This is a genomic window from Alteromonas lipotrueae (genome assembly GCF_019249215.1).
GTDB lineage: Bacteria > Pseudomonadota > Gammaproteobacteria > Enterobacterales > Alteromonadaceae > Alteromonas > Alteromonas lipotrueae.
The window spans coordinates 1-22414 of record NZ_JAESDI010000013.1 but is presented as its reverse complement, the minus strand read 5'-3'; the positions used below and the strand labels follow the sequence as shown (position 1 = coordinate 22414).

Genomic DNA, 22414 nt, shown 5'->3' with positions numbered 1-22414 from the left:
CCACTAGTACTCGTTTAGAGGCGTATTGCAGTTCGTTAGAGGAAAAAAGAAAAATCCAAGGCTAGGTAAATAAGGCCTGCTAGTATGAGGCGACTTGAGTGTTCAAATAAATTAGTGTATTTTTTGAACGATACTTTGGTGGCGTAAAAGCATGTATGGAAACTCCAAGCGTCTCTTTCATCAAAAGATCACTAGCTTTGCTATGTGGTTTTCCTTTCTTTATTTCTATGCTTTATATGTTTTCTTTTTCTGGATGGGCGGAAGAAAATACATTGCTTCCCACCGTGACAGTATCGGACGCTACCACGGCGAATTTCCAAGTAAGCCTTAATGAAAAAACAACGTTTAGAGTTATCCCTACGTCGGGTGTGACAGTGCTTATTAAAGCAACGCAATCAGCAGCAAATGTTCGCTTAGCGCTTTATGGCGATGAATATGAAACTAGCAAGCCCTTACTCACTCTTGATATTCCAGCCGCCTATAGACAACCTGAATACCTACTCTTCGATGCGAACGACTGTGTCATTTGTTACGTTGAAATAGATACTTCGGCATCATCGCCAACGCAAGGTCGCAGCGATATCTTATTTAGTGCAATTGGTACCGGATTGGATGCTCATAGGAATTTCTACAATGCCATTCAATTCGCTTCCTTAACGTGGTCTGCGGCAGAAAATCAGCTTGTAGAGATGGAGTATAAAGAAGCCTTACATGATGTGCGTTCGCACTATGAAAAAGCAGAGAATATTGCAACATCGTTAGAAGATCACTCTCTCATTGTTTTCAGTGCCTATATGCAATCCATAGTGAGCCACTACCTTGGAGAATACGACAATCAAGCTGATTTACTAAAACGTATTTTACAGCAGACATCTATTCCCCAATCCTACCTTATTAAAATTCATAATGACTTAGCGAGTCACTATATTTATGAAAAAGGTGAATTTGATACCGCGGTGGCGTACTTAAGCATTGTGTTCGGCCATCTAAATTCTGGGCACTATCCCTTGTTGTATGCAGAGGCGAAAGAGTTAGAAGCGTCAATAGAAATTGAAAATGGAAGCTATTTGAATGCTGTAACGGCCTTTGAAGAAACCAGCAAAATTTTCTTGGAACAAGGTGATGTGTCAAATGCTATTAAAAGCATGACCTCTTTAGGATGGCTGTTTTATCACACGGGCGATTTTAACAACGCCATGCAGCAATACGTTCTCGCCAAGAAATTAGCAACCCAAGTTTCAGATAACTACGCAATCACGAACTTGCATATCAAACTCTCGGGTGTGTATCGACAACTAGGCAATATCGAGCAAGCCAATCATCATGTTACACAGGCGCTAAAGCTAAGCGGTAGGTTTAAGCATGCATACTTAGATGCGTGGGCTAATGTAGAAAAAGCGAAGCTTCTGCAGGCAACGGGGCAGTATATTTATTCGAAGGATACGTTTGATATAGCAAAGCGCAGATTTTTTAAATTGAATGCTTCAAAGGGGGCGAGTGAAATCGACTTTTTTGTTGGTTTACTCAACATGCAACTTGGAGAGCATCAACAGGCGAAAGAGCGGATAGAGAGTTACTTGTTTAACACTGATGGAATTGCCACGGATTACGAGCATGCTATTGCTGCTTCAAATCTAGCGCATGCCCTTACGTTACTTGGTAGCAAAGATGAGGCAATGAAATATCAGCAAAATGCGTTAAATGTTCTGATGCAAACGCAAGATATTCGGTCAATCGGCTTAGCACAAATACAAATGGCCACGCTGCATGCATCCATGGGTAACATTAAAAGTGCTGAGACCTATTTTAACAAAGGAACGAGCAAACTTATTCAAACGCGCTCCACGTTGTCACAGTTAGAAAGTACATATGCCTATGCCAATGAAGTAGCCCATCTCGACCCAGTACTTGCACTACAAATAGGCCGTGATATTAGCAAGCAGATCAACGACATTTTTTCAAAAATAAAGCGAACCGATTTACGTAGGGGGTATTTCTCTACCTACCAGAAGGTGGTCAGTTTGCTGGTTCGTGTTGATAACTCACTTTCGGCAGAGCAGAGCTTATTACTTGCTGAGGGGGCGCGATCACGAACCATAGGGTACGGGCTTTACCGCGATAACAATACTAATAACGACATTCAACGTGAACAAAAAAAGCTCAATCAAAAACAGCAGGTGAAATTGATTGAGCTTAGTACACAAATTGAAACACAGCAGCGAAAACAGACCATCAGAGAAATACGGGTATTGTCAGAAGCGTTATATCAGCTTGAGAGTGACAATTATGTTGTTCCGCAGTCTACCGCTAAATTTTCGGCCAAATCATTGGCCCAACTTCAGCAGTCTTTAACAGAGCATGACGTGGTGTTATTTATTGATACCGCAGAAGTGGAGTCTAGGTTGTGGTTTATTGATCAGCAGCAGATTGTAAGCTTTAAGAGTGAACATGAGCGTTTTTTTAGTGAACGTGTGGGCGCTGTACTGAATGTGATATCGCAAAAACTGCCTTTGCGTAAAATGCGTAAAGAGGTGGCAGAGCTACGCAATACACTTTTTCCTAGCAATGCAGAGTATCTATTCAAAGGCAAAACGAACTTAATTGTAATACCGGATGGCGCGTTAACCCGTTTACCATTTTCATTACTGTCAACATCTTCCCCCGCGCAGAGCGGGTGGTCAGTAAGCTATCAACATTCTTTACAAAACATAGTAGATTCGAGAAGAGATAATTACGCTACGGCTGTGGATGAAGGCAGTATTCTTGTTGTGTCAGACCCTTTAATGAAGACTATGCCAAAAGACCAAAGCAGCCCGCTAGTCTATGGTTTTCAGTCTTCCTCATTGCCTTATACAGCAAAAGAGGCAAGTTACATAAACGAGTTCTCTGCTCAACCGATAACCCTTCTAAATAAAGGTAAAGCCAGTAAACAAGCGTTAGCAGAATTAGATTTATCTACCTTTAATATCTTACATATGGCGACACATGGGCTAGCAAATAATCAAGTGCCTGAATTGGGTGGACTCGTTTTATCAAACGCTTCAAGTGCCGACAATTTGCTGTTTGCCTCGGAAATCAGGCGGCTTAGGCTAAAGGCCCAACTTGTTGTGTTAAGTGGTTGCGAAACTACCCAAGGACACTTGATAGAGGGCGAAGGCATGCTTGGCTTAACCCGCGCCTTCATCGAAGCTGGAGCACATAGTGTTATAGGCAGTTTGTGGCAAGTACAAGATGATGCAACAGCGAAGCTGATGAAGGAGTTTTATCGTTATTTACTACAACACGAATTACCCATCTCTGAAGCATTAGAAAAAGCGAAAGTGGCGGTGAAAAATCACAAAAGAAAAAATGGAACTCGCCCGTGGCGATCGCCCTATTACTGGGCGGGATTTGTTCTGCATGGTAACGCGGCATGACTGAGTCTGAGAGCGATATTGCAGCCACTATCGTGAAAGGGATTTTAGCGGGAGATACTGCCGCAGAATTACAAATGATAGAGCGTTATAAAAGGGGGTTACGCTTTGTGCTTAGGCGAAAATGTCACGACCCTGATTTGGCTGAAGATATTAGCCAAGAAACGTGGCGCATCGTCATTGAACGTATTAGGAATAATGAACTACGAGATGCCACAAAGTTGTCAGCGTTTATTCTTCAGACGGCGAAAAATCAGCTACTGATGCATTTTAGAAAAAGTGACGTTAAGCGCCAACAAACGGGTATAGGGGAAGCGTTGGAGTCTGAGTATTCTGGCCCGTTAACACAATCGCCCGAGGATGTATTAGAACGACATAACTTGGGCTTGCTTGTTCAAACGGTTATTAAAGAGTTGAATACACCGAGAGATAGAGAATTACTCCATCGTTACTATATACATGAACAAGATAAAAGTCTGATTTGTAACGAACTAAATGTTAACGCTAAAAACTTCGACAATGTGCTTTATCGCTGCAAACAGCGGTTTAAAACGCTGTGGTTAGCGGTAATGGAAGATAACTGATATGAATTTCACTGAGAGGTTTGGCCTAGTTAGTGCACAAGACGTTAGTACGCAAGAGCATAGGCATTTCACAAACAATAGACCCAGAGTATTCATGGTTAGGAGTTTGCGTAGTGAAGCAAGATGAAAGAATAGAACGGTATGTGCTAGGTAGAATGACACCGAGTGAAGAAGCGGAGTTTGAAGCTTATTTTTTGTCTAACCAAGCGTGTTTAGATCAACTAGAGCTTACAGAGCGTTTGTACAAGGGAATGCAAGCAAACAGCGTAGATAAGGTAACGCCTATTCAAAGCAAACCTCGCGTGTGGAAGCAGCCAATTCCGCTTTGGGCAGCCGCCGCTGCATTGATTCTCGTTTTATTAATGCCAACGCCGTTCAATACCTCTCAGCGCTTAGAACCAAATTCCGATTTAAATGTTTATCGCTTGGAAATGGCGAATGTTCGAGCTTCAGAATTTGATGCGGTTAAGGTGACTCAATCGGTCAGCCAGCTCGTGTTTGCAATTTACGTTGATACTGAAATACCTGAATTTGATTATCCCAAATATGGGTTCACGTTAACCAATCAAAAAGGAGAGCAAGTGTTCACGACAAGCGCTTTACATTTAACTTCTACAAGCGAAATTTTCATAAACATGGGATTACAGCACTTTGAATCAGGAGTATACGATTTTGAAGTGTCAGGCTACAACAATACAACAAAAACACCACTGCACAGTGGGTTAATACAATTTAATTAGTCAATAACTAGGAGCGGACCCTAATGACTTTATTCAAAAAAATGATATCAACCGTAGGACTGACATTATTACTTTTAACCTTACTTGGTTGTTCACATGAAAATAAAGAGTGCAACGATGACGATGCAGAGTGCATGCTATCGAAAATTACTGCTAGTTATGACGTCGAATTTTTAGGTAATGATATAGATACTCGCGGGGCGGATGACGCCCTTCAATCACAACGAATAAACGGGTTTGGAGCGCTAATTTTAGATAAAAGTGGCAGTGCTTTAGCGCTTGAAAGTACTTGTAGGTTCGAATCAAAAAGCCAAAACACGCCAAAACCTAATATAAGTGTTGGATTTACAGGCGCTAGTGGAATTGACAAAGATAATATTGACGACATCAGCTATAGCGGAAATTGCTATCAGGTTTATGAAACGGGAAATTTTACGGTTCTTTATATACCGACTTTAGATAACCCTAAACACGGAACAGAAGGTGCTCAACCCGTGACAGATCATCCCCATTCCATGCAAATATACGTTTATCGGGGTAATCAAAATGGGATGACGTATCGTGTTTTTCATAGAGATAAGCAATTTAGTAACAATGGAGCTCATGATCACGATGGTGATGGCTCTCATTCGCATGATAAAGATTTATTCGAAGTTTTAAAACACAATACTACCCACGGTGGTGGTATAGGTACATAGGTACCGCAACCGTGAACTAGCTAGCTGTATTCTTACTTTGTAGTTGCGCTGGGCTAGAGGTTAAGCCTGGCTCAGCTAAATCCTGTCTTTATCGTCTCGTCATTGGTATTGCTCCTACCCAAAAAAATAAAAATGCTATTTAGGTGAGAGAATTATAAAGGTTCGTGCACTGCTCATATATACCAATAAAAATGGATTATGAGGGCAACATGAACGTGATTAATTCCGACTGCTATGCCAATTTTGGCAAGTCGCTATTCGGTAAGTTATTGAACCGAGAAAAAACCACTAGTCGATTATCGACAATGTGTATTTTGGTAAGCTCCCTACTTGGTTGTACTACTTTTCCTTATGTTGAGGACCCTCGCCCCGTTAACACAAAAAATTGCACCTCGTGTGAGTCAAGCGAAGTAGAGCTTCAGCGGGCAATGGCTTACGTCGATTACACTTACGACGGCTACCGCAGAAAGCTTTTAGAAGATGCAAAGCAGAGCCAAGATTTAAGCCAAGGCCTGATTGCCCTTGGCACAGTAACATTGGGTTTAGCAGCTTTCGAGGCCAATATTGATACGTTCAAAGCGGCGGGGTTGCTCGGAGGGGGCGCCTATCATTTAGGAACGGCAAATGAAAATGTTGGCAGGCGTGCGCAGTATATTGCTGGTATGCGAGCAATGGTGTGCATAAAAGATATTGTTAGCCCTATGGTGGGAATTACTAGCAATTATCAGCATATTCAAAACAATGCCGAACGGCTTCGTAGCGCAATGGATGAGTACGCCATAGCGGCTGGAGACTTGACCAACGCCGTGAACCAACTCTTCCTTTATGATGATTCCACCAAGAGCTTAAAAGCGGCAGCGCAGGCCCAGTTAAAGGTGATAGACAGCGACAGAGAGCGAGCCGCACAGTTACTTCAAAGCACCAACATCTTGCTTGCAAAGTCTTCCACGATTGGGCCTAGAGTATTTGCGCAAGTGGATAGCATTCGTGTGGCCGTCGATGAAGCCTTAACGTCAACATTGGCGAGTACAGATAGTATCGGTTCGCAAATAGCTGCATTGAGTGATTACGCACAATATTTTACGCCCGGGTTAGACTTCGCTGAAATACTACAAACCACACTCGCTAGTGCGGACGGTTCCGATGTTAATAAAGTTCTCGATGGCATGTTAGCGCAGGCGAAGGGGGACTTCGATAAAAAAAACAAAGAGAACGCCGAGAATGCTAAGAACGTTAAAAATGCGATTATAAGCGTTTACGAAAAAGTCATTTCTAACATCAGTGTTGCCATGGGAGAGATGCAAGCGAAGCGTCAAATTATGTTGGCAAGAGCCAGCGAATTAAATGGTTTATTGGCGATGCCCCTCAACTTAAATGAAGCTACGTTTAAATCTTGTGGTGCCCTTACTGATAATATTACTACCCAGCTAAAACTCGATCATTCCTCTTTAGCATTTACACAGGGCGTAATTCAAACGGCAATCGTTGAAGTATCTGGTGGAACTAAGCCTTATTCCGCACAGTTAACTAGAACGCCTAACTCATCGGTAAACGTCTCGACGGTGGCAGGTGGCTCAGGCATTATTGTTACACTCACTAGCGAAGCAAAAGCCGACGAATCCTTCACAATTAAAGTGAAAGATAGCAGCACTCAGCACGCCATTATTAATGTGTCGATTAAAGAGCCAGTTAAAAAAACTGAAAGTGATGCTGCGAAAGAGAACGTTATAGAGGTACCACAAGCAGCGTTGAAAAACTGCGAAAATAGCAAAACCAATACATGGAATGAAACCTTCGGTGTTATTGGCTACCCGGTAATGGGAACACATGCGAATGGTATTGTTTTGGAAAACCCAGCGTTATTAGGAAGCACTATATCAGGAGAAATAGCGCTTGCCGGTCAGTTTTCTCTCCCCCCTGAAGCGAAGAATATAGACGCGGTGAAAAGCGCATTGCTCGCGAAGCTCGCCACCGACCCTCTACTAAAAAGTCTACATTGTAAAAACATTACCAGTAACGAGAAGCTAACGCCTCATGCAAGCTTAGCAAATGCCTTGAGCTCAACACCTGATGTTTGCGAAGCCGATGATGATGTAGGAAGGCTAAAGTGTGCATTGCGCGCTCCTATGGAAGCTGGAGATTGTGGTGATGATTTTACGTTTGCCTACTCGAATTTTAGCAAGGGTGTATTAACCGTGACACTGTGTGCTCTAGATTCAATTTGCCCCGCACTTTATGTAGATAAAGTAGAGGATTTGGCCGCTCAAGCAAAAGTGACGATTAACAAGTCGCTTGAGCGCTATCCATGGGGGAAAACACTAAGATACATCGATTTAAAGTTCAGTAATTATGAGGAAATAAAAGCCAAGATTGAAAGTTTACAAGAGGGGAAAGTGCAATGAGCTATATCGATGTCATCAATACTCAAACAAAAGAAACGGATTCCGGTAGTGCTGTAGCGTTAGTGCGATGCACGGGTAATATAGGTGATACAGAGCATTACCTTGTAAGCTGTTTTCACCTATTTGGATTATTAGCTAACAACATCGAGCAGCCTTGTCAGCAGGCCACCATTAAACATGCGGGAAAGGTTATTGCGAGCTATACCGGTATTTGCGGAAATATCGCCCCGCTTGGTACTGATACATGGAGCTTCGATGTCGCGTTTGCAAAAGTAGAACCACAGAACCTCGAGCTTGCACGCAATGCTATTCCAGGGCCCGTGCCGACAAAAATTTTGTATTACATGGATGAATTACCAAAGACAGCCATCATGCACAGTCCGCGCGGCAAAGTCACTGCCCCTAAAAACACTGCAAGTGCCATCAGTCTATCCAATGTATGCGCTAAAAGAGGCAACCAACAAATTGTATCCTATGGGCCTGAGCTTAACCGTATTCAAGCGGTACATCGCCTTATTGCGAGTTACGATGGAGAGACGAAGCGTGGGGATAGTGGTTCACCAGTCCTTAGTAGTGATGGGAAAACGCTGCTGGGTATGCATATCGCTGGCGATGGGAATAAGGGGTACATGCTACCCGCCGTTGATTTTATTCAAAATGCCAACCGGTTTATTCCTAAATTTAAAAACGATACTTTATCTTTAGACTTGTGAGGTAAATTATGGATTATCTTGATACGGCCATAGTGCTTACATTGGTGATTATTACTGTGGCTGAGTTTTCTGCCTTAGTAACAGATAGGCTTATATTAATGGCTGGCTCCCGAACGCGAGGCTTTGAGGAATGGTGTCAATGTGTAGTTGAAGAAGTGAGGTTGTCGTTAAGGGATGATGTTGAGCTTAATGTCACGCAAAGTGCGAGCGTACTTGAGCAGCTTAATATGTTAATGGCATCTGAACGCGACAAACCACAGCCTTATTTAAATCGGTCGGTACTGATGAACAATATTTTGTCTACGGCACTTAAAGTGTCAACGCCCAAAGTGGTTACTACATTAGAGCAGGTGTTGCCCGACAGAGTAGGGAAGTGCGACCATCGAGCCACCAGTCAATTTCGTTTGAGGACCGGTATCAAAGTGGCATGTGTAGCCACCGTAATTTCCCTAGCGCTAAACATTAATAGTGTGTCATTGATAAGTGAGCTAGAAAGTAACGATGCAAACAAGGTGGCGCGTCTTCAAACGCAGGTCGAAAGTTTAAACGATAAGTTACAGGCGGAGAGTGATCCGACTAACGCCGGTAGTATAATGATTGAATTGAGAAACAGATTGAATCAACTTTCTACCGAAGAAACGAAAACATTTTCAGTTGGCCCGCTAGCACAAGGCGTCAATCGCATGTCTATCGACTGGATATTTGGGTGTGTATTAACGGGTTTACTGGCTGGGTTAGGTGCACCATTCTGGCGCCGGCAGCTGTCTAGGCTAATGGTACTTAAGGATACAAAAGAGGCGGTATCAGTCACTACGCCGGCGAATCAAAATCGGTACGACGAGAAGGAAGAGATCCAAACCGACCCCGCAGTGACGGTTTCTTCTGGGGTGACCGGGCAATTTGCCCCAACTAATATTAGTTGGGACCCACTAACGAAACAAATCGATTTAGATGTTATTGCACTAGGCAAACCAGAGAGCACATACACACCTGATGAATTAGCTCACACGTTACGAGAAAAGCTTGCGCCCTTATATAGTAAAAAGTTGGCGGCGGTAAATATTCGGCCAGACTCTTTGAATAAAATGGCAGGCTATTTCTTTACCAGTAATGGGGTATAGCAATTATTACAACATCGCTTTATCTGACAACTGCTAATTAAGTGAGATATGCCACGCTAACGTCAATTTGTGGTTGTTACGAATGCTTCTCGGCAGCGATAACGGTTATTTCAACTAACAGCGCTTCACGAGCCATATCTGCGGTAACGCAAGCGCGAGCAGGGGCTTGGCCTTCTGGCACCCAGTTGTCCCATACGGCGTTCATCTCGGCGAAGTATTCCATGCTTTTGATGTAAATAGTGGCTGATAAAATATGTTCTTTATCGCTACCCGCTTGTGCTAGCAAGGTATCCACTTTATCTAACATAGTTTGGGTTTGTTCGGTAATACCTTGGGTTGCATCGGCGCACACTTGGCCGCATAAATAGATGGTGCCGTTATGTTTTACTATGCGGCTCATACGCTGCTTTGTTTCTATTCGCTCTATGGTCATAGGTGGTTTATCCATGGATTTATGTGATTAGATTTATAGTTTGCTTATTAATTGGCTTATCCAACCCTAGCGTTTCTGCTCATTCGAACAAGCGCCTATTATTTCATGCTCTAACTCTTCTGTATCAGCAAGTTGTCCAAACATGTCGCGAATTGGCGCGCCTTCAATCAAACCCATGATTGTACCCAATACAAAACCGCGGTGCACGTTATCCCCTCCTACATTGGCGTTGGCTGTGAGTGCTTTTTTTTCATCGTCTACGTAGCGGTAGGCAAAATACAGCACACTGGGCCATGCATCAGAAATGTAGCATGCAGGAGAGAATTGACGACCCACTATTTCGATATCACTTTTATTATTGGCAACCAGCTTTGCCAAAGATATATGATTCCCCCGTAGGGCAATATCTTCAAGTATGTCTTGAGGCGATTCGTCCGTGCGGTAGAGCAATCGATACAGCAGTTCGACATAATCATCACAAACCGCACCAAGGTCTACACTGGGGTGAGTTAAATACAAGTGATTTCTGCAGAGACGTTGAATGTCATTCAGTGCATCCCCCTTAAGGGCACAGCTAAGCGCTACAGGCCCAATGGTAACAAGGCCACCTATAGATGCCGTATCGTGAGTCACTGCGCCGCAATCATTGGCAGGCTTTCCGGCAGCTAGGTTAGCAAAAAAGCCTCTATGATACGATTCCGCGTAGGTGTCTGGGTGAGCTGGCTTATCTGCGCACAGCAGTTTAATGTACCCATCTAAAAAAGCAGCTTGTTGATAAATACCGGTTGAAGCCCGCAGTGCCACTCTAGCGCAATGAGCGTTTAAGGTGTTTTCTCCGGCTTTCATGCCTTGATGGTAATGCTGATTAGCGCCAGTCCAATATTGTCGCTTACCCTTTAAAATTACGTCGCCCACAATGTCTTTCTTTTCCTGCTTAGATACTTTGGACCGGCCCCCTTGGCTGGTGGAATGCAAAGACATAATAGAGGAGGGGTGAAATGATGGTGCGTCTTCAAATTGCTGAATGCCGCCGGGGAAATCTTTTAAAATGTCCGCTGGGTTATAATACCAATGTACTGGCATTGCCAAAGCGTCAGCAATAAACCCGTTTTTAAGCGCCGCAATTGCCCGTGATTTATGTAATTCAGATGGCACTGAGCCTTCCCCTTAATAGCTAATATACCCATCGGTTTCAGTATAAAATCGATGAGCAAAAAACATTGAATGATCTAAGTGTTTTGTACGTATTCTGCGTAAATATTGATCGCAGCGTAACGATTGCAAAAGCCATTTGCTAAAAAGTTGCAGCCTCATTACTATTCGTTGTTTTGGTTTAAGTTTGAAATTGAAGGGTAAGAATATGCATGCATCGCCATCTAGTACTGTGGGGAAACCCTTAAATTTTCTTTTATATGTAGAACAAAATTACTCCTTCGACATACTTCGCCCCATACAAAATGAAGCGATAAAGCAAGGTCATCAGGTTAAATGGTTGGTGGTGGGAAATGATGCGTCCAAACACTTTTTACACGAAAGCGAGCAGGCATTAGCTTCCATTGAGCAAGCGATAAGCTTTAAACCTGATGCTGTGTTCGTCCCCGGCGATAGAGTGCCAAATTTCATTCCCGGCATTAAAGTGCAGGTCTTTCATGGTCTTAATGAAAGTAAACGAGGCAATGTTTATCCCGAACGTGGGCTGTTCGACTTATATTGCACAGAAGGGCCTGAACGCACGGGTACATTAGCACGCAGTAATAAAGGCCATTACAATGTGGTTGAAACCGGGTGGGTAAAATTAGACTCATTATTTCAATATCAATCGACAGAACACTACGATAAACCGCAGGTGCTATTTGGTTCTACTTTCTCTGCATCCTTGTCCTGCGCCGAGTTCGTCTATGATGAGGTTAAACGGTTAAGTCAAAGCGGGAACTGGCAGTGGTTAGTGACACTGCACCCGAAAATGGCCGCCTCTACGGTTGAAAAATACAAAGCGTTAGAAAGTGAAAACCTAATGTTTTTTGAAAATAATCAAGTCATCGAAGCGTTGCACAGAGCGGATGTGATGATTTGTGACAACTCCTCTATTTTTCAAGAATTCTTACTTTTAAATAAACCTGTCGTGACGGTAAATAACCGCGACCCGCTCGATTGTTTTATTAACATTACAGAAAGCGATGCGCTAGAAGGTGCAATAAAACAAGCGTTGTCACCTTCGCCCGAACTTATCGATAGCATTCAAAAATACGGGCCATCAATTACCCCCTATCTAGATGGAAAGTCGTCACATCGGGTGGTGAAAGCGGTTGAAGTAATGGTGGGCAGTAATTGGGTTGATAAAAAACCTAGAAACCTATTAAGAAACTTCAAAATTAGAAAGAAACTCAACTACTGGAAGTTTTGATAATGGCACTGAGTTAAAGCGCTGCGCTTGTTGTGCTGAATAAGCGTCGTTAACTCAGCGCGCAGCATAACTATATAAAACTATCTTTATATATCAATACCTTGATTAGCTAGTTTTGTTCTGCATTGATAGTTGTAGGGCGAAGATATTGTGGCGTACTATAGTGCCTTCTCCTTTTCGACACTAAGACTTTTCTATGTACCAAGATTTTCAAGCTGAGCTTTCATGGGCCAGTTTACATATGCCGCGCACTCGTGAAGCTATTTCCTCTCTTCCAAGCTTAGACGGCATTAGGCTAGCCTGTAATATGCACTTAGATTTAAAGATGGCTCCATTGGTTGAAGGGTTATTATCTCGTGGGTGTGAGGTTTTTCTAACAACCTGTAACCCCACTACCGTTCAAGATGATGTGGTAAAGTATCTGGTAGATAAAGGGGCTGCGGCTCATGCATGGCGAGACATGAGTAACGCCGATTGGTCAGACTCTTTTGACAAAGCCTTGGCTTGGAAACCCACTCATTTGTGTGAAATGGGGGCCGATTTAACCACGCGCTTACATGAAAAAGTGCAAGCAAACGCGAAGGTCCCGAACATTGTGGCTGGTTTAGAGGCCACAGGTTCAGGTATTACGCGGTTAAACGGTATGCAGCCTGAATATCCTATTTTTAACTGGGATGATTTGCCCGTTAAAGAAGGCTTACACAATCGTCATATGGTGGGTTTAAGTGCTTGGCAAACGTTTTTCCAAACCACACATCTTACCCTGCATGAAAAAGTAGTAGTCGTCATAGGTTATGGTTTAGTGGGGCAGGGCGTGGCGGCATCTGCAAAGGCTTTTGGTGCACAAGTGCAAGTAGCAGAACTCGATCCTGCTCGCGCGCTGCAAGCTAAATATGATGGTTGGCCGGTAGTTGATTTGGGCTGCGCGGTAAAAGATGCCGATGTTATTGCCACTGCCACTGGCGGTTACGGTGTGGTAAGTGCAAAGCATTTGGATGCGATGAAAGAAGGCACCTTTATATTGAATGTTGGGCATGTGGCGCAAGAAATCGATGTGCCATATCTTAAAGCACATGCCAACCACTGCGAACCCATGCCTTACGTGAATGCTTATACCTTAAATGGTAAAACCCTATTCTTACTGGCTGATGGCTCTATGTTTAACCTTACTGCGGGCTATGGTGATAGCTTGAATGCTTTTGACGTTACCTTGGCTGTAATGGCTGCAGGTGTTGGGCATATTGTCGGGGAAGGTAGCACTCACCAAAGTGGGTTATATTTACTTCCTGAAAAGGCATGGAAGGCGGCGCTTTAGGGCGCTACCCTTATTATTATTGTTGATGATAGGTTTATCCAAAATGTAAGGGTTTCTACCCACCGGGGCAGCGTAAAATAAACCCTCCATCGTTACAAGATTGACAAAGTTCGTTATACTAAGAGCAAGCGAGCAGAGTGCTTTTGCGCTAACATACACTTAACATATGAGCGTAAAAGCTGAATTAGTGTTGCCTTCTGTTTGAGCTTTTCTACGCTAAGACGCTTACAGAAGGCACATAACTAAAGGGAGTTGGGGAGATGGGCAAGTAGTATGGTTCAAGCATCTTCTATCCCTTTGTTTATTACTGCCAGTATCTGCTTGCTCTTAAGCTTTTTCTTTTTGCTTCTATACTATCGCTTGATTTCCCGCCATGAAGAGTCCGTGAAGTATTACCTGATTTTCGCGCTTTCAGCGTTAACCAGTGGCATTTTTTTTGGTGCCTTTGCGGTACTCGTTAACTCAAGCGATAACCTTACTTATCTCAGTATTTCTAACCGAATAACCGTTATCGCGGCTATGTTTACCATAGTGTTGAGTCTGCATTTTTACATTGCTTTTTTTCAATACAAAGTGCCAACCTTTCTAAAGTGGTGCTACGTAATTTGTGGTGTCTTTTCGTTGTTGACCATGGTGCCTAACCAGTACTTTCTTAGTAATGCTTTCTACTCAACATCTCAGTACTACACAGGCTTAGAATATGGGGCTTTATTCCAGTTGTGGGGGGCATGGATATTAGTACTCGCCGCCTATTGTATTTTTATACTCGTGAGAGTGTTTAATCGACAACGCATTAGGCAAGAAAATAGCAATACGAACACGGTTTTATTGTTGTTGGTGGCAAATGTCGTGTGGGTGATTACAGGCCTTTGTGATACGTTCACCGGCATTCAGGTCGTTGATTTACCGCCGTTGAGTTGGATAGGCTCATTTTCGGTTACTTCATGTATTGCGTGGGTTTTGGTTTTACATATAGATGATCTTTATGAAGAAAGGCGGTTGCTCAGTAACCGCCTTATGTATGACCATTTAACCCAAGCATTCTCACGTAGCTATTTGGAGATACGTTTAACTGAAGCTGTGAACCTAATGCGACGTGGAGAGTTGAGCTGGTTATCGGTATGCGTATTTGATGTAGATGACTTTAAAAACATCAACGATCAATACGGGCATGCTAATGGTGATGCATTGCTCTCCCAAATCACTACTATTATAAAAGAAAATATTCGCCAGTCTGATTGCATCGCGCGGTTGGGAGGGGATGAGTTCGTTATTTTGTTTGCCAGCAAACAAGGTGAGAATTATGCGCCTACTACGGTCGAGCGAATTCGTGAGCGCATTGCAAAAACAGATTTCGGGAAGGACGACTATTCATTTAGTGCATCTTGTTCATTTGGCATAGTCAGTGTTACCCCAGACCGGCTAACGATGACCGATTTGTCGAACCAAATGCTATCGAGCGCAGATGAAGCATTGTATAGCGCCAAGCATAAAGGAAAGAATGCTGTCGGCATTGCAACCTTGTGTGACTTATCATAACAGTTCTCTTCTTTACCGCTTTATTCTGTACGTAAGAAAGTGGTATAAAATAGATATACATTAAACATTTACGTCTTCACCTGAAGGCTAAATACGTTGCACTATATAAACATTAAGCACCAAACCTTCCTAAAAAACTAAATACAATAAGGCTTTTAACAATGATATTACGGCGAACATTAGCGGCTTTAGTTGTGTCTATTAGCGCGCTGGTTAGTCTCTCGTTTCCGGCATTTGCGTTAAAAGATACCGTTAATCCCAAGCTTTTCGACAAAATGGAATATCGTAATATTGGCCCTTTTCGTGGCGGTCGCTCTGTTGCCGTTTCAGGCGTTGATGGTAACCCCAACCTTTATTACATGGGGGCCGCAGGTGGTGGCGTGTGGAAAACAGATAACGCCGGTTTGTCTTGGAAGCCGTTGTCTGACAAGCACTTTGAAGTAGGTAGTATTGGAGCAATTGCTGTAGCCCCCTCAGATCACAACGTTATTTATGTGGGCACCGGAGAAGGTCCTATTCGCGGTGTAACTACCAGCCATGGTAAAGGTGTATATAAGTCTACCGATGCGGGTGAAACATGGGAGCTAGTCGGTTTAAAAAACCGTGGTCAAATTCCTAAAATTCGCATTCACCCCACCAATCCAGATATCGCGTGGGCGGCTGTTCAAGGTAATATTTGGGCGCCAAATGAAGCGCGCGGTGTGTTTAAAACTACCGATGGTGGTAAAAACTGGAAGCACGTACTTAACGTTAATGCCGACACGGGAGCAGCAGATTTAGCACTAGACCCGTCGAACCCAAGAGTGTTGTACGCCAGCATGTGGCACCACGGAAGAACACCATGGTTCGTAAAATCAGGCGGCGACGGCGGCGGTATTTATAAGTCCACCGACGGTGGTGAGACTTGGGATAAACTAGAAACAGACTTGCCTAAGCTTATGGGTAAGGTGGGAATAGATATTTCTGCCTCTAACCCGAAGCGCGTTTACGCGATTATTGAAGCTGACAAAGGTGGCTTGTACCGCAGCGATGATGCTGGCGCGTCTTGGCAGCTAATGAATGGCGATAATATTCTTAAAGCCAGAGCCTGGTATTACAATCATATTAAGGTTGACCCTAACGACGAAAACACCCTGTATGTGATGAATGTACAGCTGCATAAATCTATCGATGGCGGCAAAACCTTTGAGATTAAATCATTGCCACACGGTGATACCCACGATATGTGGATAAACCCTGAAAACAGCCTGAATATGATAAATGCCAACGACGGTGGCGCAACCGTAACGTTTGATGGTGGAAAGTCGTGGTCGAGTATTTATAACCAACCCACTGCGCAGTTTTATCGCGTAGTTACCGATAACCTTGAACCCTACCATGTCTATGGCGGCCAGCAAGATAACACCACAATGGCGACCCCTTCTTCTACCTATGATGGGGGCATTGGAATCGCGGAGCAATTCGCCGTAGGCGGTGGTGAAAGCGCACATATCGCCTTTGATGCCGACAATCCTACGCTGATTTACGCCACCACTATTAATGGCACATTAACTGAATTCAACAAAGACACAGGGCTTACTCGCCCTATCATGCCTTATCCTGAATACGTATTTGGGCGAAATGCGCGAGATCAGAAATACCGTACTAATTGGAATGCACCGGTATTGGTGTCGCTGCACGACCCGAAAACAGTGTACTACGGTACGCAGATGATATTAAAAACCACCGACAGAGGTGTTAACTGGCAAGAGATAAGCCCAGATTTAACCCGTAACGAGGTAGAAAAGCAGGGCTTAAACGGCGGACCTATCACCAACGAGCAAGCCGGTGCTGAATATTACAATACGGTTTTCTATATTGCTGAATCGCCAGCAAATGCAGGTGAACTATGGGTAGGTGCAGATGATGGCAAGTTACATTTAACCAAAGATGAAGGCAAAAACTGGAAAGACATTACGCCTCATAAAAAAGAAGCACAGGTTAATGCTATTGAGCTAAGCGTTCACGCTGAGGGTAAAGCCTATGTAGCGGTAACTGGCTATAAACTGAATGACTATCAGCCCTATATTTATAAAACAGAAAACTACGGAAAACGCTGGACTCGCATAGATAAAGGCTTGCCTGAAGATGCGTTTGTTCGCGTGGTACGTGAAGATAAAAAGCACGAAGGTATGCTGTTCGCGGGTACTGAAAGCGGTATGTTTGTTAGTTTTGACGATGGTAAAAACTGGCAAGAAATGGCACTTAATTTGCCGCCTGTTGCAATAACTGATATGCAGGTAAAAGGTGATGACTTAGTTGTGGCAACTCAAGGTCGTGGCTTTTGGATTTTGGACAACATAAACCCGCTGCGTGAAGTCAGTGGTTCATTACACAATGAAGCTCTGTTTCAATTTAGCCCTGTCGACGGTGTGCGCTTGTTGTCTGGCGGCAATATGAGCGGCCAACCAGAAGCGAAAAACCCTCCTCGCGGAGCAAGGTTCCGTTACTACCTAAAAGATGAGCTTGAAGAGAGTGAAAGTCTTCGTATCGATATTTTTGATTCGAAAAATCAACTCGTGCGTACGTTATCGTCAACCGCAGATGCGTTTGAAAAGTGCGCCAAGGGTAACGAAGACGCACGTAGCCCGCTGAAGTTTAAACACCCTTCAACAAAAGAAGGTTATAACGAGTTTGTATGGGATTTACGACGCTCACCTTTGAACTGTATTGATAATGTGAAGTTATTTGGCGGTTGGAATGGCGCCAGAGTAATGCCTGGCGACTATAAAGCAACTATCACTGTAGGCGAGCAGTCTCAGACCCGACCGTTTAAAGTACTGCCAGACCCAAGGGAAGAAGCTGATGCCGCCCAATTACAAATTGTTGAGCAAAGCATTCAGGCCAGTGAAAACTTATTAAATGAGCTATTTGAACATTTGCAAAAAGCCCGTAACGTGCGTGAAACGCTAAATGGGGTAACTGAGTCGAATGTGGTACTAGCCAGCGAAGTGTCAGCTTCAATTGACCGTATTGTCAGTGCTATTGATGATTGGGAGGCATTGGTGATCCAACCTAAACACCAAACCTTTGAAGATGACATAAACTGGCCAAATATGCTCGACCGACAAGTTCGCTTTTTAATGGATAACTTCGATAGAACCGGCGCGCCAGCGCAAGCTGGGGCAGTGCAACGTTTAGACGATTTAGAGGCTAGGTGGCAGCAGTACAAACTGCAGCTAGAAATTCTATTTCGAGAAAATGTTAAGCCAGTCAATGAAGCGCTTGCTGAAAAGGGCGTTTTCGATTTAGACAGTTTGTAGGCAGTTTGTATGTGTTGAGTTTTACTTTGTACCATGACGGTGTTCGATAGTAATGTCGGCACACTTTAAATAAAAAACCGACGTTAAGTCGGTTTTTTATTTTTTTAAATTCGGCCTTCACATTTAAAAAAACCTTTAGCATGAGCACACACTAATGTTCATCGAACAACGATTTATTTCTAATGTATTTTCTCATGTAATGGTAGGTAATAGGTCTTAATAGCCAGCTACTTAAAGATTTAAAAAAACGCTTATGCGTAGGCGTGTTTTCATAGATTTGATCGTCATGCAGCCATAGCATTTTACCCACATGCCAAAAGTAAAAAGGGAAGGGAGGCATAAACGTTACTACGTCTAAGTCACAGCAAATGCGGTATGTTTTGTGGTGTAATAGATAGTTTTTGTACCATGAACGACTGCCCACTGCGGGTTGGCCAAAAGTCACTACTCGTTTAACGGCTTTAGCATTTTTTCTTTCAAAATAATCGGCCATCAGTACGGCTACTGCGCCTCCTGAAGAGTGGCCTATAAACGTAAAACGCTTACCTTGATTTTGCAGAGGTTCTAGTACTTTAACCAAAAGTTCTTGCAATGGCAGCGCCTCTTCAATCGTCTTCGTGCTTGAATACATGGGTTGATGAAGTAGTCGACTAAAGCCCCAGTGTACATAGAACTTTTTATCGACTTGTTGGATTTTAGTTGGCAGGAATACCAAATTTGCGAGCCAGTCTTTTAGTCCTAGTGAACCCCTAAATACCACAATGGCTTCTTTTTTGTTATCTACCCATAAGATCCTGACGCTCATCCGGCCATATTTATCGACTAAGTGACGTTCGTGAAAGGGTTTTAATACTTGGCGGTAGTGCGCTTCAGCGTCGGGGTAGGAGAGTTGGCAAAGAATGGCGTATCGCTCGTATTGATAGCGTTTCAGTTTTTTCATAGAAAACTATATCAACTCGCTTTGCTCTGTTTTGTGAATAGAATAGATTCACACACAATGACTCGAATTCTATAAAGCTATACTGTTTATGTTTCAGTTGGATTACGGCGAGAATTAAGGGGTGAGAGTACATTGTCATCAGAGGGCTAACCACCAGACGCAAAAAACCAACTAAAAAGTTGGTTTAAATATTTGGTACCAGTTGGCGGGCTTACTATCGCTCCGTTAGTGATTCAAAAATTACCATCAAATTGGATACCAAATGGCGTCTTTTCTGCGTAACACAATCGCGTAAATACATAGTGCGATAAAGACTATGGCTGGAGCCGGCGAGGGTACCGCATAGAAAAGATGAAAATAGGCTGCTCCAATCATGATCGGGATCAGGCCTGTCGCTGCTAGGGCTGTGAACCTAGGAATAAACATAGCAATACCAGCTGCTAGTTCACAGGCGCCGATAAAATAACCAAACCAACCAGGCAATCCCATTTGAGAAAAACTGGCGTGAAGGTCTGGTACACCAGCAAGTTTGGCGCCGCCAGCGGCTATCATTGGCAAACCTAACAGAACCAATGGTACCCAGGAAAGTACGGTTTTTACTTTTGACATAATTAACTCCTATAAAATGATAAATAATTAATGGGTTTGGGCTGATTCAAGTCATTGCGTATACGCTCTTTGCTATGGTCCGCTTTGGATCAGAAAGCCCACAGATTGTCTGTGAGCTCGGACTGTTGTGTATTGGCTTTGGAACCTCTATTTCATTGCTGCGAGCAACTTATCCTTCCATTCATTGGTTAATTCGACTTTCATCCGCTTCACCTTATTGCCTGTTATATAAACACCACTTTTATCTTTAAACTGTTCATTAAAAGCTGCATTCAATAACTTCTTAGCACCGTCGGCAGGAGGTTTAAAAAAGAGTTTTACAATTGGTTTCATGAACAAAGGCATTGATTCCTTATTGCCTGACATTTTGGTTTTCAATAAACCAGGATCAACGTTCAAAATCAGAGTGTTTGAATGTGATTTTGCGAAATCATTTATTAACAGAGTGAGCGCAAGTTTCGACTGGTAATACGCACCCATTAGTTTTACGAACTTGGTTGGAGCCAACAAGGTATCAACCTTGAGGATTGACTGATTGTGTAGACCACCTGTTGCAGTATTAACAATAAATCCACCCTCTAGCTTTTCGGCTAATAAGGTTGCCAATTTATAAGGTGCCAATACATTCACCTCATAGTGCATTTCATTGTTACTGTCTGAAAAATATGTATCGTCAAGCATCACACCTGCGTTATTAAACAAACCATCAATAGTCTGCCATTGGGTAGTAACTTGTTCAGCCACTGAAACGACATCTTGATGCTTACTTAAATCAGCATAAAAAAAATCGATATCTGTTGTATCTATTTCTTTTTCTAGTGCATCGGCTCTATTCTGATTTCTTACGACCAGTCCAAGTTTGTGACCTTGCTCAAGCAGTATCGTGGTTAATTCCAGTCCAATGCCAGAGTGGCCACCCGTAATTAAAATGTTCATCGTCTTTTAAGCTTCTGTTTGGCTAACTAGCCATAAATTGTTCAAGTTTGGGTTTTATGGTCAGGGTCATCACTAAGCTAAGTACAAGACCTACGGGAAGAGCGGTAATAAAACCATCAAAAACGGCTTGAAAAAATACATTTAAATCAGTAAATCCAATGGTATTGGCCGCTGTGCTTACCGCCATAATTGACTCCATAACAATAGCCATAAACACCCCGGCTAATATGTTCTTTTTAAGGGGGGGAAGTGCAGAGAAAAGGCGTTCCACCAGCAAGTTCACGATAGACATTACCAAGTAGCCAGCAGGTACTAAAATGCATACCGCTAAGGCAAAAGAACTTAACCAGTTTTTTATAAAATGGGGTCCATAACCTAAGTTAACCAATGTCATGATGCAGGTTAATGTTCCCGCCATTACGCTAATAATCGAAAGGATTGCGGCCACCTTAAAAATAACAGGTGTTTCGCCATTAAAGTTGGGTTTCACTTATTAGCTCCTTTAACATTGTTGCTGTATTGGATAAATTGACATATTGTTGACAAAATCAACTATATTTCAAATAAGTTGACATTGTCAACTAGTATTTACTATGATTGGCAATGTCAGCCACTTAGGTAGGAGTTCTTTTGTCAGAACTAAATCCCGTTGAAATGATTTTTAAACTTGTCATGGCATTGAAAAAAAGTGCAAAACCCAAGGTCGAAGATACCAAGAAAGTTGAGTGTTTAAGCCCCATGCATGTGCAAGTTTTGAAACTAATAGGGGCAAAGAACGAGATAACGGCCAATCAAATTTCTGTGGATTTGATGCGTGATAAAGCCCAGGTCACTCGGTTGTTAAACACGTTAACGGATGAAGGATTAGTAACTAAAAAGCCTAATCCCAATGACAAACGCAGCCAATTAATAATTTGCACTGACACAGGATGGGCCCTTTACCAGCGTGTTACAGAAATTGATCGCTATATTTTAGAACAGTTGAGTGAAGGCTTAACTCAAGAAGAGTTGTGGGAATTTCAGCGATTGGCCGAGAAAATGTTAGTTAACTTGGAATTTCTGTCAGAAAAATCGGGGTGAAATGCATTAGTCACTGTAGACAAAAAACCGACTTTACGTCGGATTATTGTTATCTCTTTCATTGGTAATGAAAAGAGATGGCCCCAGTGGGCGGACTTTGGCTGGGCTGACACTCGGACGCCACGCCTTCGTGGCGGCTTTATCAATCACCAGACACAAAAAAACCGACTTTCGTCGGTTTATTG

At 43.0% G+C, this 22414-nt stretch carries 18 protein-coding genes; 12 read left to right on the top strand and 6 right to left on the bottom strand.

Annotated features, from left to right (window positions below; all coding sequences use genetic code 11):
* Positions 1-155 precede the first annotated feature (155 nt).
* The 7 genes from JKP82_RS15575 (at position 156) to JKP82_RS15545 (ending at position 9671) form a co-directional block, all read left to right on the top strand.
* Complete coding sequence (locus tag JKP82_RS15575; protein ID WP_218397732.1) at positions 156-3416, top strand: CHAT domain-containing protein; 3261 nt, start codon at positions 156-158, stop codon at positions 3414-3416.
* The gene (locus JKP82_RS15570) at positions 3413-3997 is read left to right on the top strand and encodes an RNA polymerase sigma factor (protein WP_159533061.1); all 585 of its coding nucleotides are present in this window, start codon (positions 3413-3415) and stop codon (positions 3995-3997) included. Before JKP82_RS15575 ends, JKP82_RS15570 begins: the two co-directional genes overlap by 4 nt.
* A 113-nt stretch (positions 3998-4110) precedes the next feature.
* Positions 4111-4737, top strand: coding sequence for a hypothetical protein (locus JKP82_RS15565; RefSeq protein WP_218397731.1), 627 nt, complete (start codon positions 4111-4113; stop codon positions 4735-4737).
* 23 nt (positions 4738-4760) lie between these two features.
* Positions 4761-5435, top strand: a complete 675-nt coding sequence (locus JKP82_RS15560) for a hypothetical protein (RefSeq protein ID WP_218397729.1) — start codon at positions 4761-4763, stop codon at positions 5433-5435.
* A gap of 209 nt (positions 5436-5644) precedes the next feature.
* Entirely contained in the window at positions 5645-7837 is a 2193-nt protein-coding gene (locus JKP82_RS15555; protein ID WP_218397727.1) for a hypothetical protein, read from the top strand.
* On the top strand, positions 7834-8550 hold the full coding sequence (locus tag JKP82_RS15550; protein WP_159533055.1) for a hypothetical protein: 717 nt from the start codon (positions 7834-7836) through the stop codon (positions 8548-8550). The genes JKP82_RS15555 and JKP82_RS15550 overlap by 4 nt, the downstream gene beginning before the upstream one ends.
* An 8-nt stretch (positions 8551-8558) precedes the next feature.
* Positions 8559-9671 (top strand): hypothetical protein, encoded by a 1113-nt coding sequence (locus JKP82_RS15545; RefSeq protein ID WP_218397725.1) that lies wholly within the window; start codon positions 8559-8561, stop codon positions 9669-9671.
* Positions 9672-9747: 76 nt separating this feature from the next.
* On the opposite strand, the gene JKP82_RS15540 is transcribed toward JKP82_RS15545, so the two are convergent.
* Complete coding sequence (locus JKP82_RS15540) at positions 9748-10104, bottom strand: RidA family protein (RefSeq protein WP_159533051.1); 357 nt, start codon at positions 10102-10104, stop codon at positions 9748-9750.
* A 66-nt stretch (positions 10105-10170) separates the two neighbouring features.
* Complete coding sequence (locus JKP82_RS15535; protein WP_218397723.1) at positions 10171-11259, bottom strand: ADP-ribosylglycohydrolase family protein; 1089 nt, start codon at positions 11257-11259, stop codon at positions 10171-10173.
* 205 nt (positions 11260-11464) lie between these two features.
* Between JKP82_RS15535 and JKP82_RS15530 the strand changes: the two genes are divergently transcribed.
* The 4 genes from JKP82_RS15530 (at position 11465) to JKP82_RS15515 (ending at position 18664) form a co-directional block, all read left to right on the top strand.
* Positions 11465-12508, top strand: coding sequence for a UDP-N-acetylglucosamine 2-epimerase (locus JKP82_RS15530; RefSeq protein ID WP_218397721.1), 1044 nt, complete (start codon positions 11465-11467; stop codon positions 12506-12508).
* Between the two features lie 196 nt (positions 12509-12704).
* A complete protein-coding gene (locus JKP82_RS15525) occupies positions 12705-13823 on the top strand; it encodes an adenosylhomocysteinase (RefSeq protein WP_159533046.1) in 1119 nt (372 codons plus the stop codon).
* Between the two features lie 273 nt (positions 13824-14096).
* Positions 14097-15362 (top strand): GGDEF domain-containing protein, encoded by a 1266-nt coding sequence (locus JKP82_RS15520; protein ID WP_218397720.1) that lies wholly within the window; start codon positions 14097-14099, stop codon positions 15360-15362.
* A gap of 161 nt (positions 15363-15523) precedes the next feature.
* On the top strand, positions 15524-18664 hold the full coding sequence (locus JKP82_RS15515) for a WD40/YVTN/BNR-like repeat-containing protein (protein WP_218397719.1): 3141 nt from the start codon (positions 15524-15526) through the stop codon (positions 18662-18664).
* 151 nt (positions 18665-18815) lie between these two features.
* On the opposite strand, the gene JKP82_RS15510 is transcribed toward JKP82_RS15515, so the two are convergent.
* The 4 genes from JKP82_RS15510 to JKP82_RS15495 form a co-directional block, all read right to left on the bottom strand.
* Positions 18816-19604: a lipase family protein gene (locus JKP82_RS15510; protein ID WP_159533040.1), complete on the bottom strand. Its 789-nt coding sequence runs from the start codon at positions 19602-19604 to the stop codon at positions 18816-18818.
* Positions 19605-19850: 246 nt separating this feature from the next.
* Complete coding sequence (locus tag JKP82_RS15505) at positions 19851-20213, bottom strand: DoxX family protein (RefSeq protein WP_218397718.1); 363 nt, start codon at positions 20211-20213, stop codon at positions 19851-19853.
* A gap of 147 nt (positions 20214-20360) precedes the next feature.
* Positions 20361-21149 carry an SDR family NAD(P)-dependent oxidoreductase gene (locus JKP82_RS15500; RefSeq protein ID WP_218397717.1) on the bottom strand — a complete coding sequence of 263 codons (789 nt, stop codon included), beginning with the start codon at positions 21147-21149 and terminating at the stop codon, positions 20361-20363.
* A 22-nt stretch (positions 21150-21171) separates the two neighbouring features.
* Positions 21172-21639 carry a DUF2798 domain-containing protein gene (locus tag JKP82_RS15495; RefSeq protein ID WP_218397716.1) on the bottom strand — a complete coding sequence of 156 codons (468 nt, stop codon included), beginning with the start codon at positions 21637-21639 and terminating at the stop codon, positions 21172-21174.
* A gap of 140 nt (positions 21640-21779) precedes the next feature.
* Between JKP82_RS15495 and JKP82_RS15490 the strand changes: the two genes are divergently transcribed.
* Positions 21780-22229: a MarR family winged helix-turn-helix transcriptional regulator gene (locus tag JKP82_RS15490; RefSeq protein WP_159533032.1), complete on the top strand. Its 450-nt coding sequence runs from the start codon at positions 21780-21782 to the stop codon at positions 22227-22229.
* Positions 22230-22414 lie beyond the last annotated feature (185 nt).